General features: G+C 59.4%; 7 protein-coding genes. 3 read left to right on the plus strand and 4 right to left on the minus strand.

What is annotated here, in order from left to right; all coding sequences use genetic code 11:
- Positions 1-168: 168 nt before the first annotated feature.
- A complete protein-coding gene (locus tag J3U87_RS32415; protein ID WP_237379956.1) occupies positions 169-1,776 on the plus strand; it encodes an acyl-CoA dehydrogenase family protein in 1,608 nt (535 codons plus the stop codon).
- 26 nt (positions 1,777-1,802) lie between these two features.
- Here J3U87_RS32415 and J3U87_RS32420 read toward each other — a convergent pair whose 3' ends face one another.
- Positions 1,803-3,800: a PAS domain S-box protein gene (locus J3U87_RS32420; protein ID WP_237379957.1), complete on the minus strand. Its 1,998-nt coding sequence runs from the start codon at positions 3,798-3,800 to the stop codon at positions 1,803-1,805.
- Positions 3,801-4,411: 611 nt separating this feature from the next.
- Here J3U87_RS32420 and J3U87_RS32425 point away from each other — a divergent pair.
- Positions 4,412-7,069: a TonB-dependent receptor gene (locus J3U87_RS32425; RefSeq protein ID WP_237379958.1), complete on the plus strand. Its 2,658-nt coding sequence runs from the start codon at positions 4,412-4,414 to the stop codon at positions 7,067-7,069.
- A 180-nt stretch (positions 7,070-7,249) separates the two neighbouring features.
- Here the strand turns inward: J3U87_RS32425 and J3U87_RS32430 are convergent, their stop codons facing one another.
- Entirely contained in the window at positions 7,250-8,674 is a 1,425-nt protein-coding gene (locus tag J3U87_RS32430; protein WP_237379959.1) for a hypothetical protein, read from the minus strand.
- 652 nt (positions 8,675-9,326) lie between these two features.
- Here J3U87_RS32430 and J3U87_RS32435 point away from each other — a divergent pair.
- On the plus strand, positions 9,327-9,698 hold the full coding sequence (locus tag J3U87_RS32435; protein ID WP_237379960.1) for a hypothetical protein: 372 nt from the start codon (positions 9,327-9,329) through the stop codon (positions 9,696-9,698).
- Positions 9,699-10,260: 562 nt separating this feature from the next.
- Here J3U87_RS32435 and J3U87_RS32440 read toward each other — a convergent pair.
- Together J3U87_RS32440 and J3U87_RS32445 are read right to left on the minus strand one after the other, a co-directional pair.
- Positions 10,261-10,662 carry a hypothetical protein gene (locus J3U87_RS32440; protein WP_237379961.1) on the minus strand — a complete coding sequence of 134 codons (402 nt, stop codon included), beginning with the start codon at positions 10,660-10,662 and terminating at the stop codon, positions 10,261-10,263.
- Positions 10,663-10,838: 176 nt separating this feature from the next.
- On the minus strand, positions 10,839-12,185 hold the full coding sequence (locus J3U87_RS32445; protein ID WP_237379962.1) for a HEAT repeat domain-containing protein: 1,347 nt from the start codon (positions 12,183-12,185) through the stop codon (positions 10,839-10,841).
- Positions 12,186-12,902 lie beyond the last annotated feature (717 nt).

The following is a 12,902-nucleotide window of genomic DNA, read 5'->3' on the forward strand; positions in this document are numbered from 1 at the left end:
GCACTTCCACCTCACCTCGAAACACGACGATCCGGTCGCCTCGCGGCCTGGGTGTCCTCGTGGCGGCACGTCCACGCGCGACCCAACCGGGCACCGCAGATCCTCCCGAACCTTACCCGCCCTATCTCACAAACAACCCATTCACAGCAATTTGGAAAGGAACTGAAGATGAAGTCACCGTATTTTACGATCGAACACGAGGTATTTCGCGACGGCGTCCGCAAATTCATGGAGGAGGAGGTCGCCCCCAACGCCGATCAGTGGGAACGCGACCGCATGGTTCCCCGCGAGATTTGGCGCCGCATGGGCGAACTGGGATACCTGGGCATTCATCACGAAGAAGCCTGGGGTGGCTCGGAGGCCGACTTCTTCTACAGCGTGGTGTTTTTGGAGGAGTTGCAGCGTTCGAACATGGGTGGATTCTCCGCGGCCGTCTCGGTCCAGGAGTACATGGCCACCGCCCATTTGGCCAAGGCGGGCAGCGATGGATTGAAAAAGGCCTGGCTGGAACCGGCCATCGCGGGTGGAAAAATCGGCGCCATCGCCATTTCGGAGCCGGACGTGGGATCGGATGTGGCCAACCTGCGCACCCGCGCGGTCCGCGACGGCGACCACTACGTGATCAACGGCGCCAAGATGTTCATCACCAACGGGTTCTATGCGGATTTCGCGGTCGTCGCCTGTCGCACCAATCCCGACCCCGAGGCCGGTGCGGCGGGCATCAGCCTGATCCTCGTGGACACCACCACGCCCGGGTTCCGGGCCCGCAAATTGGACAAGATCGGCTGGCATTGCTCGGACACGGCCGAAATGTCGTTCGAGGACGTGCGCGTGCCGGTCACCAACCTGATCGGTTTGGAAAACCAGGGGTTCTACTACATCATGGAGAGCTTCCAGCTCGAGCGCCTGGTGGCCGCCGTCGCCTCGGTAGGGGGCGCGCAACTGTGTCTGGACCGCACCATCGACTACATCCAGAACCGCAAGGCCTTCAACCGGCCCGTGGCGCGCTTCCAGACCATCCGCCACGAAATCGCGGAACTGGCGACCGAATTGGAGGCGACGCGCCAGTTGGTCTACCACACCGCGTGGCTCTACGATCAGGGTGAGATGGCCGTGCGCGAGTGCTCGATGGCCAAGCTGAAGGCGACCGAGGTGGCCAACCACGTCATCGACCGCTGCCTGCAGTGTTTCGGCGGATATGGGTACATGGAAGAATACCCGATCGCGCGCGCCTATCGCGATGCCCGCGTCGGCACCATCGCGGGCGGTACCTCGGCCATCATGCGCGAAATCATCGCGAAAATCGAGCTGGACGATACCCGTTACAACAGCGCCTACGCGGCGACCCCGACCAAAAAGTCAGGCGACGAAGCGCCGCCCGCACCGAAACCCGCGAGCGCAGAGACCCCGGCGGCGGCTGAGCAACCCATCGCCCAAACCCAGGTCGCGACGGACCCCGTGACCCTGAACGCGCTCTTCCTCGCATTGCCCGACCGATTCAAGGAGGACCGAGCCGGCGCCTGGCGTTCGGTGATCCACTTCGATATCGGCGGTGACGGCGGCGGCCGGTTCACCCTCTCGGTGGAGGACGGAACGGCCAGCGTGCGCGAGGGCCTGCACGGCGAGGCCAAGTGCATCGTGGAAACCGAGGCCGATACCTTCCTCGACATGGAGTCGGGCAAGATCGCACCCGAAATGGCGTTCATGTCGGGCCAGTTACGCGTCAGCAACATTCCCGAAATGATGACCTTCATGAAGGCCTTCCATCGCGGCTGAAGGTCGCGGCGGTATCCGCGGGTGGATCATGCCTCCGTGGTTGCCGCCGCCAGTTCGATCCAGAAGGTGGTGCCGCGGCGCTCTTCGCTCACGAACCCGATATCGCCGTTCTGGCGTTCCATGATCGCCTTGCAGATGCTCAGGCCGAGACCGGTGCCACCGCGTCTGCGGACCGAGGAACGTTCGGCCTGAGAAAATTTCTGAAACACATGTTCACGGAATGCGACCGGAATGCCTTCACCGCGGTCGACCACCTCGAGTCGCGCCTTTCCCCCGATGCGCCGGCCCCGCACATTCACGGTGGCGCCGTTGGGAGAATACTTGATGGCATTGGAAAGCAGGTTGGTCAACACCTGAATGAGCCGGGACGCGGCGCACCAGGCGGCCAACGAGGAGGGCACCTCGTCGAACCGGACGGTGATGTCGCGTTGCTCGGCCAGGGGTGCCACCAACCCGACCGCCTCCTCCACGATCGGCTGGAGATCGAGCGATGTCAGCCGGAACGCCTCTTTTTCCCGTTCGATGGTGTCGATGTCCAGCATGTCGCTGATCAGTTCGGACAACCGGGCGCAATTGCGTTCCGCAAGATCGATCAGCGTATCCGTGCGCGCCCCGACCAGGGCTTCGAGCCCGCGTACCCGCAGCATCTTGATGGCGCCCTGAATGCTGGTGAGCGGCGTCCGCAGTTCGTGGCTGACCACCGAGATGAGCTCGTCCTTGATGTTTTCCATCTTGCGCCGTTCGGTGATGTCGCGCAGCATGACCGTGTACATGCGCCGGCCTCCCAGCCACATCTCGCTGACGCCCAATTCCAGGGGCAACATCTCGCCGTCGCTCCGCCGGCCGTTCATTTCCAGGGTGTGGCCCACCAGCATGTCGAGCGACGGTTCCTTCAGCGCATCGTGGGTGCCGTCCGACGGTTCGTCCCGCGCCAGGTCGGGGATCAGCAGAAAGATAGAGGCATCGCACAGCTCCTCCGCGAGGTAGCCGAACAATTGGAGGACGATGGGATTGCATGATTCGAGAATGCCGTGCTCGTCCATGGTCAGAATGCCGTAGGGCGCATGATCCATGATCGCCACCAGGCGGGTGTTCCTTTCACGCACTTCGGCCTCGGCGCTGCGCCGTTTCAAATCGTTCTTGAAAGCGATGATCAGGTGACCACAGGTCTTCAGCAAGGGTTGCAGGTCCGCCAACAGGTCGGCATCGTAGCCACCGGCCCGATTGGCGATGCCCGCCATGCCGATGAACCTGCCGCCCACGAAAAAAGGCGCGCCCATGAAGGCCTTCAAGGGAGGATGGCCCGGCGGGATGCCGCCACTTTTGGGATGATGCGCGGGATCGTTGGTGATCAGCGCTTCACCGCTGCGAATGACGGCGCCGAACAGCGTATCCAGGTTTAAGAACTCCAGACCGGCGGGTGCATTTTCCCGATAGAAAGCACGGGTCGCATCGTCCCAGGCGATGTTGGTGATCGCGTGGGTTTTCAGGTAGGGCGTGCCGTCCTCCTTCTCGAGCACTTCGCCAATGAAGCCGTACTCGCTTTCCGTCAGGGACAGCACGCATTCCAACAGGTGATCGAACAGCAGATGGGCGTCGAGCTCCTGAATGTACTGGTTCTGGATGCGACCGAGGGTGCGCAGCAGCGAATGGTTTCGCTCCAACCGCTGATGGGCCTCCTTCTGATCGGTGATGTCGCGGGCGACCCCATAGACACTGGCGGAATCCCCAAAGGAATTGACGGTCCAGGCCAGCCAGCGTAGCTCGCCGTTTCGCGTCTGACAGCGGGTCTCCAAACAAATCGCCGTTTCGCTCTCGCGCAAACTGGCGAAAGCGTCATGGGTCCGAGATCGGTCCTCGGCAATGACGATGTCGAAAATGCGGCGGGCCATCAGCTCTTGGACGGAGAACCCCAAAACCCCTTCCCAAGCGGGGTTGACCTCTTTAAAAACGCCGTCGAATCCCGCGATAAAGAGCATTTCCAGAGATTGCGTAAAAAACCGCCGATAATCCATTCCATTCATGGTCTGGCGTTAACCTCCCGACCAACGATAACCAAAAACCGTACGGTGACGCGAACGATCGGCCACCGACGGCCATTCACCAAAAGGGTGCCTCCGCGGAGGCTCGCGACGTTTTTAGGTAGGTCGTGTCGTCGCAAGGGCTCATTCAGGCAAATGAAGGGTTTTCAACCTTTCAATTTATCGGAAACGCGGGGTTCAAATCATTAATTTAATGCGCACGGGGCCTGAATGGCGTGCGTGAGGGGTGTTGGGCGAGAGCAAAAATATCGCTAACATGAAATTAACACTTCACTCACTGAATCCTCGCTCAGCGGAGTTAACAATCCCCTGGTTTGACCTCGAGGCGTGCGCAACCTTTGGCATGCCACGATCAGGCACCCGTACTTCATCGGGAGAGAGACGGGATGGAGGGGATGCGTCGACCTGGCCCCACAGGCAACCAGGGCGTCCTCGGCGAGACAGGGAATTTCGGCACCGGGACCGACCGCGGCACGTCACCGTTCGGTTCCATCCGGCGAAGTCCGCCCACCTCGCGATCCACGCCAGGCGATCGTGCGCCGCGAGTGACCACGTCCGTTTCGGACACACTTCTAATCTATGAAGGTTTTGACATGACCATGGGACTACGAGCCTTGTTTCTCATCACGGGCTTCATTTGTGCAAATTCCCTCTCGTTTGGATATCAGAATCTCGGGATCCTCAAAGGAACCATCATCAATAAGGAGAACCAGAGCCTTGCCGACGCGATCGTTCGGGTCACGAGTACCGGTCAGGCCACCCTTACCGACGGTCAGGGAGTTTTCGCCCTCAAAAACGTCCCCACAGGCAAACAGACGCTGGTATTTCAATTTCCAGGTTACGATTCCGTCGAACGCGAATTCGCGGTCAAGCCGGGCCTCAACCCGCTGGGCACCATCACTCTCGATCTCGTGAACACCAGTCTCGAGATCGTCATTCGTGGCAGCCTCGCCGAAGGTCAGGCGCGGGCACTGAACCAACAGCGCCTCGCCAACAACATCAAGAACATCGTGGCCGCCGACCAGATCGGCACCTTCCCCGACACCAACGCCGCCGAAGCCACGCAGCGCATTCCCGGCGTCAACATCGCCCGCGACCAGGGCGAGGGCCGCTACGTCCAGATCCGCGGCACCGAATCGCGCCTGAACCAGACCTCGATCAACGGCGAACCGGTACCGGCTCCCGAGGGCGACCTGCGCACGGTGGCCCTCGACGTGGTTCCGCTGGAAATGCTGGAAGCGATCGAGGTCACCAAAGCCGTGACCGCCGACATGGACGGCGACGCGGTGGGTGGATCGGTCAACCTGCGGCTGCGCAAGGCGCCGCGTGAGCGCACCATGGCCGTCACGGCCGAGGCCGGTTACAACGAGCTTTCCGAGGAGCCGATCTCCGGCGGCAGCTTCTTGTACGGCGAGCAGTTCCAGGACGGCAAGTACGGCCTGGTCACGACCTTCAGCTTCGAAGAGACCGATCGAGGCAACGACAATTTCGAGGCGGAATGGGACGACGGGCTTCCCGAGGAACTCGAGCAGCGGGACTACGCGGTCAACCGCGAACGCATCGGCGCCCACGTGGCGTTCGACTACAACCCATCGCCCGACGTGGAGCTGGAATTCAACGGTTCCTATTCGCAGTTCGACGACCAGGAGTTCCGCCATCGCGTGAAGCACGTGATCGAGGACGGCGAGCTGGAGCGCGAACTCAAGGATCGCTACGAAACCCAGAGCATCACCACCCTGCAAACCCGCGGCGAGGTGATCACCGGCAACATGGGCCTGTTCCAGTTCAGCGCCAACTACTCCTACGCGCGGGAATCGGAACCCGGACGACTGGACAGCGAGTTCAAGCAGGAAGACGTGATCTTCGCGCCGAACTACGCCCACAGCCCCCTGGATCCCGACAACATCCAGCCCAACCCCACCAACCAGGACCTGGCGGCCTTCGAATTCGACAAAATCACCCAGGAAGAGAACTTCACCAACGACGAGCACCTGACGGTGAAGGCCTCCTACGAGTGGCCGATCGTGTTCGGCGATCACATGGCCCAATTCAAGGTGGGCGGTAAATACCGCGCCAAAGAGAAAACGCGCGACAACAACGCGATCGAGTGGGAGTCCGACGAAGATCTGGTTTTGAGCGATTTCCTCGACAGCGGCTACAGCCGCAGCGGATTCCTGAGCGGCCGCTACGACATGGGCCGCTTCCAGGGCCGCGAACAGGTTCGCGACATCCTCGACCGTTTCGCCACCGAAAGCGAAATCGACTACGAAGCCGACGCGGCCGATTACCAACTGGAAGAAGACCTGTACGCGGGCTACTTCATGGCGACGCTGGAGCTGGGCGAAAAGTGGATGATCCTACCCGGCCTGCGTTTCGAACGCTTCGACACCGAATACACCGGATACCAGGTCCTCTTCGACGACGAAGGCGACTACCAGGCTACCACGGCGGTACCGGGCGAGAACGACGAAGACATCCTGCTGCCGAACCTGCACGTCAAATACCGCGTCAGCGACCGGACCCAGGTCCGCTTCGCCCAGACCAGGACCTATGCGCGCGCCAACGTGTACGACCAGGTCCCCTACCGCCTGATCCTGGAAGAGGACAGCGAAATCGAAGAAGGCAACCCGGACCTGGACATCACCTTGGCCTGGAACACCGACATCATGGTGGAGCACTACTTCGAAGGAGGCGGCGTCCTAACCGCGGGCCTTTTCTACAAGGACCTCGAAGACTACATCTACATCTTCAACACCGACGAAAGCTTCAACGGCGAAGAGTTCGAAGTGACGCGTCCGCTGAACGGTCCGGCGGCCGAGTTGACCGGGTTGGAGTTGGCGTTCCAGAAAACCTTCAAAAACGGATTCGGTTTCTACTTGAACTACACCTACGCCGATTCCGAGGCGGGTTTCCAGGACCGCGAGGGCACCATCCTGCCGGGCCAGACGGAGAACCTGGGCAACCTGGCCCTGATCTACGAGCGCGAAGGCTTGAGCGTCCGCGTATCGGGCAACCTGCACGGCGAGTACATCAGCGAAATCGGCGACGACGCGGACGAGGACATCTGGGTGGACGAGCATTTCCAGATCGACTTGAACGCCAGTTACACCCACGATCGCTTCAAGGTATTCCTCGAGCTGGTGAACCTCAACGACGAGCCGGTGCTGTTGTACGAGGGGAACCGCAACCAACCGATCCAATACGAAGAGTTCGGATTCTGGGGTCGCTTGGGCCTCAAGTACGACTTCTGAGAAAAGGGCCGGCCGCTTGGCGGTCGGCCCTTGTTTCGACACGACGAGCCAGCGGCGTCCGTGAGCGGCGGGTGCACGCCAGTAGATAGTGGACCCCGTTATCTAGACCAAAAGATGCCGAATTCAAGCTTCGATCGTGTGGAAACACCTTTCGCCAAAGCGCGACCCGGCGGGACCGGCTCAGGTCGTGGGAAGCGGAGCTTCCGGTAACTTGAGCTGGGCCAACCGCTCCTGTTGGCGCGACACCGGCTCGTCCGGCTCGAATATCAATCCGGGCTCCATGCCCACGAAGCGCGACACCTCGATCAGGGCCCGTCGACGATGGGCGAAGCTGCTGTTCGGGTGCTGGATCTCGGCCACCACCGCCTCCACGGAAAAGGGACGACCCAATCGGTAGCGGCTTCCTTCCTCGAATCGATGACCATTGGCTCGCCACCACTCGCGCCACCAGACAACCGGTTCGTGGGGAGCAGGCGCAGGCGCCTGTGCCGGCTCCCCGCTCGAAGCGGGAGATTCTTCCATGTCGTCGAGGTCGACGATCTCGTCCAAGGACTCGACCCAGTCGTCTTCCAAGTCTTCGGTATCCAGGGAAACCACCGAGGAACCGGATGACTCGCTCATTTCTCCGGATGCGCCCGCTGCAGGGGATGCACCGGTCAACAGCCACAGTGCCTCACGGGCGGGTTCGACCGCCTGGGGCAAGGCCTCCATGACGTTCAGCAGGTAGGGTACCGCGTCGGGATACCCCAACACACCCAGGACCGCCCACATCTCGGGCCCGATTTCGGGACGACGGCACAGCTCGCAAAGCCGGTCCAAGTCGTCGTACCGGCCTTCCATCGCGAGCAGTTCGGCCTGAACGGGGCTCAGGGAAGAGGCGACCTGCAGGCAGCCGCGCGCATGTAGACTGGGCAACACGGAGCCGATCAATTTCAGTCCGGTCGCCACCAAATCGCACGCATCCCGCTCATCGCGCCGGTGCAATTCGCGCAACAGGGCCTCGAGGCGCGGGCGAAAGGCGGTGTCGCCCAATTTCCCCAACGACAAGGCCGCCTCGCCGGCGACCAAGGCAAAAGGATCGTCCAACAGCTCGGCCAGCAGATCCGACATCGGCAAACGCTGGTACCCGATCACCTCGGCAACCCAACGCCGGGTGCCCAGGTTACCGAACCGCACCATCAACCACAGGATCGGCGCCAGAAAATCGGGTCGCCCCAGCTTGAGCCCCTCGAACCAACTGCGCTCCAACTCGTCCACCCGATCGTCTCCCGCCATGGCCGACAAGCGATCCCAATCGCTCAACAACTCGGACAACCGGTCGCATCCTTCTCGGGTTTGGGTCAAGAGCCAGACACCGGCACGGCGATCACCGGGATCGAATCGCCAAACCGCCGCGCGCGCCAATTCGATCGCCGTCTCGCCAGCGGCACACAGGGCATTCAGGTGCTGGCTCAGGCGACTGTCGTAATCCGCCATCTCCAGCCAGTGGATGTCGGTGTCGCGAAATAGGGGGCCGCGGTGGCCCAACAACGAGGAAACCTCGGCGAAATGTTGTTCCAGGGAGAAATGATCTGCTTCGATTGGGACATGGCGCATGTAATTCATGGTGACGCTACCTCTTCGATCGATGGATTCAACCCAAGGTGTTGAATGAACACTCATTAACTGGACAAAGGACCTACAGGAGGGCTCGAGGCCCCGCGGCTCCGGGAAGACTCGCGGCTGGAGGTCTTTCCCCGACAAAAACCTCACCACGAGTGAAAAAAGACGACCCGGAATCACCGGACGCAAGGACGGGGCAACATGTTGCCACGGGTCCAGATACGGCACATCAGACCATGGTTGTCGCCCCTCGCCAATCCTTCTCCGGCGCGGATTTCATGAAACGTGACAGAACCTACACAAAAACCATGTAAGATCGAGATGGGTTGGGCGAGAATCCACCTGCCCTCGTCAACGAGTGCCACGCACCGCAGCCACATACCTCGAACCACATGGGTTTGTTCGGGATAGGCCGGCAATCCGCATCCACCACGAGTGAGCTTCCGCATCGACGGAACCCAATCCGGAAAGCTCGAAACCGTTTGTGCGTTTTCTTTTTTAGAGGTTTTTTTTGAAAACATTGCGCCTAATAGAAAGGGGGTACCGCTTCCGCGCGCCGCCGCCGCGGCCCGTGCGTCCGGGCATGTCCACCGCCCTCGCTCGATCCACCTGATGTTCGGGTGCGACCTCGAGCCGACCTCCAAAGGAGTCCTTTTTGCTCACCTACACCCCAAGGCAAATCCAAAATTTGGCGTTCCGGGACAGCCACCTCAAACAGATTTCCTGGCGCAACGAACAGAAAGACATCCTGTTCCACATTTTGTGGAAACCTCGCTCCAGCGGCCAACTGCCCTGCCCCACGGAGCCCAGTCATTACGAGCTGGTGTTCAAGCAAGCCGATCAAATGGTGTTTCAACTGGATTTTCGCGAGAGTCGCGGTTACCCGATCCTGGATCGTATGGAAATTCGCGAGCAGCTCAATGGCTGGCAGGTGGAGTTACGCTTTCAACAGATCCCCCAAGGACGCATCTTGCTGGACTGCGAAAACGTGATCATGAAGCCCGTGCCACAGGGTTCCTCGAGCTAGGAACCGAAGCCGAGACGGGTCTTGCTCGCTCGGCATCACAATCAGAGAGCCAAGATTCGAGGGATCAGTTTTGGCGAATAAGTCTTTCCACGCATCACCCAGATCGATACGAATTTCAAAACCACCCTCGGACCACCCATTCACCATTTTTTTATGACCGTAGGCACTGGGACAACCATTCCCTGGAAATGCGTCGATCCGTGGACAAATTTATTGCCTCTCCCGAGCGTCAAACCCCAAAGCTTCTCGGTTTACCGTACGCTCACTCAGAGCGCTCCTACCCCACCTGGTCATCCAAATTTGCAAGGCGCAAGGCCGGCATCTGCGACGTTTGCTCAAGAAACTCCGTTCTTCGCTTAAAACAAAATGGTGTATTCAACCTGAGGTGGGTCTTGCCGTCGTCACAACTTGATCAGGAAGGCAGGAATGATCGAATCCAGGAAAAGATGGACCATGATGTGACACCAAACTAAATGTCGGCACGGCGCCCCTATTGTAAATGCGGGAACTCCCAAGCGATTCGCTTCGATTAGTTACCCACTCGAAACCCGCAAAACGAACCTCAGGCGATCAGGCCCTTTCGCCGCATGCGCCTGCGTTGTTTCACAACTTTTCGGGCAGCGCACAACGCTTGGTGGCTGAGCTGATGGGGACCGAAAAGGTCTCTGCCTTTGACGAACACGTAAATGCCGTAACCACAGATCAAGGTTCCCAATCCAAGGTTCAATAGACCGAGAATCAGCATGCCGATACAAAATTTTCGGCCCCAGGTCGGCCGTCGATAGGCGCCAAATGCCGCGACGACAGACAAAAGGGACATCACCACCAAGATCGAACCGATGACGATATTTTCGAAAGTCTGGGAGAGCTCTTGTGCTCCGAAAATCATCATGGTCAGCATTAAAAAAGTGCCAAAGATCCACAATAAGCCGAAAGCACGAATCTCCCGCGACCACTTGTACAATTTGAGAACCTCGGACTCGTCCCGGTCCTCGAGGCCTTGGGGCAGTTGGGGTCCTTCCAGGGTCATGTCGGATGGAGGCTCGAATGGGTTTTGCTGCATGTCCGTACTCCGGGTGTTTCGATGTAACCACAATAAACTACCAAAAAAGACACTTCAAAGACCACTTAAAAACATAATTATGACGAATTTTTATCCAAATCTTTTGCTCCATTTCGTTCCGAAGGGACATGAACATCGTCTTCCGCGATCGAAAGCTCCCCGCTCTTGGCAAGGGAAAGCTCTCCCCCGGATTCCTGCGAACCGGCGACGGAAACCCATCCAGCTTCGCCGGCCTGACCTCGCGACCGGACCTTTTCGATGGCAGCGGTAATGGCCTTGGCGACGTCGGCCGACACCTTTTCGCGAACCACGGCCATGGCCTCGATGGTTTCCCAACTTCCGGTGTCGCCTAGAACCTGGGCCGCCGCGATCGCCCTCTTCTCGACATCCGATTCGAGGAGTTCCAACAAAAAGCCCACGACGCGCGCATCCTCGGTTCGCCCGATGCCCTCGAGGACCTCGATTTGCAGCGCGCCCGAGTGATACAGGGCAACCAAGTGGGGAATGCAGATGCGATCATCGATCTGTTTCAGCTCCCGAATGGCAGATGCGGCCAAGTGAGGGTTTTCGCATGCGTCCAGCCAAAGCTTGCGCCGGAGATCGATTTCCAGAGATCGGACCACGTCGAGGTAGAAGCCACCGGGAATGGGGCCGGCAGAAATCATTCGCTGCCGTAGGGTCGGTAGTTCCGCCAGTTTGCGTTGAACGATCATCAACAGTTCCGCCTGCCAGGTGAGCGGCGGCTCGGGCGGCTCCATTTCGAGCTTGCCGATCTCCTCCCGTGAATACCGATCGAGAAGGCAGCGAAGAGATATTGTCCGTATTCCGGCGGAGGGATCTCCAAAAACGTTGGAAACCAGGCCCAACGAGCGATCGGCGCGGCGATTGAGTTTGGCATACAGCTCGATTGCCGATTGAAGCGCTCGTTCGAAGGTTGCCGAGACCTGGTCCGATTTGAGCTTCCGAAGTTCGCTCTCGGGAACCACCTCGACTTGAATGCCCTTGCCGTGGAAGTCCACCCGATGTTCGATCATGAACCGGCGCGACGCGAGGTCCAGCAGGCCAATCAGCGAAGGGTCGCCGCCAACGAAGCGAAAGGTCCGGTCGAAATGGGCGTCGCCCGTCTCGATTCCAGGCTTTTGGTGTTCGTCCGGTTGGATTCGGCGCAACGGGAGGGTTTTCTTCTTGGAAGCGGTCGATGTCAGGCTGATGGTAAACGTGGTGTGGTTCACGGACAATTTCGCGGCGAAGCCTTTAGGCGCGGTGATCTCCAGGGCCGAGTTGCACCAGCCTTCATCTTGAAGCTGTTTGGTGATCGTCCCGGCTATGTCGCGAGACGAACCACGCCGCCGGAAATCGAGAACGATGTAAAGAAAAAACCCGCCGAACAAAAGAAGCACCACGCCGATTGGAAGCCAGGTCATCGATCGCCATCTCCTTGGAACGCATGGGTCGGAGCCCACACTGACTCCGATCGGCAAGTGCCGGAGTAACGAGAGTACCAAACTGTCCGATCCATCGCGAAGAACCTGATTTTTTTTACCACAGAGTAAAGTAGTTACTTGAGAGGGAACCGAAAATGCCTGCTCTAGGCTTCAATCTGGTCGGTAACCATACCGAGACCTGGGAGCTCTCCGAGTGCGGAACTGAGTGTTCACGTCCCTAATTTTCGTCTACCTCCGCGGTCTCTGGGCACTCTCTTGAAACAAATTTGCTTGGAGTCCCCGAATGCCGAGAGATTCGTCGTGCCAGGTAGGTTCATCAGGGGCGGTAAGCCCGCCGGATGAACTTGTCGAAGCGATCCATGATCAGAGTTCCCGCATGCTTTGAGGATCGGCGCGGCAGTAGGTTGGCCGGCCCGGCCGACACTTCGAAGCGATCCACACTCCGCAGATGCGAGACGCCAAAGAGCGAAGCACCAATAGAAGCAGGAGCTTTGGAATGTGCGACCAGCGGTCGCACCTACCTGGCATGACAACCCTCTCAGGCAGCCGGGACCACCATGCTAGCTCACTTCGCCTTGTTTCATTCTCGAAATCGAGCGGGTTAGCCCGCTGGTGCGTGGCTCTTATGCAAAAAACTCTGTAAAGCCCAAAGATAAAGAAAAAAACCTAAAAAGGCGGATGTGCGGGGAGTTCTTC

Origin of the sequence: Sulfidibacter corallicola (assembly GCF_017498545.1) — a bacterium.
Taxonomy (GTDB): domain Bacteria; phylum Acidobacteriota; class Holophagae; order Acanthopleuribacterales; family Acanthopleuribacteraceae; genus Sulfidibacter; species Sulfidibacter corallicola.

Bases quoted from the DNA above. Each gene is read 5' to 3' on its own strand.
- J3U87_RS32415 (WP_237379956.1), top strand. From the start codon at position 169: ATGAAGTCACCGTATTTTACGATCGAACACGAGGTATTTCGCGACGGC.
- J3U87_RS32420 (WP_237379957.1), bottom strand. From the start codon at position 3,800: ATGAATGGAATGGATTATCGGCGGTTTTTTACGCAATCTCTGGAAATG.
- J3U87_RS32425 (WP_237379958.1), top strand. From the start codon at position 4,412: ATGACCATGGGACTACGAGCCTTGTTTCTCATCACGGGCTTCATTTGT.
- J3U87_RS32430 (WP_237379959.1), bottom strand. From the start codon at position 8,674: ATGAATTACATGCGCCATGTCCCAATCGAAGCAGATCATTTCTCCCTG.
- J3U87_RS32445 (WP_237379962.1), bottom strand. From the start codon at position 12,185: ATGACCTGGCTTCCAATCGGCGTGGTGCTTCTTTTGTTCGGCGGGTTT.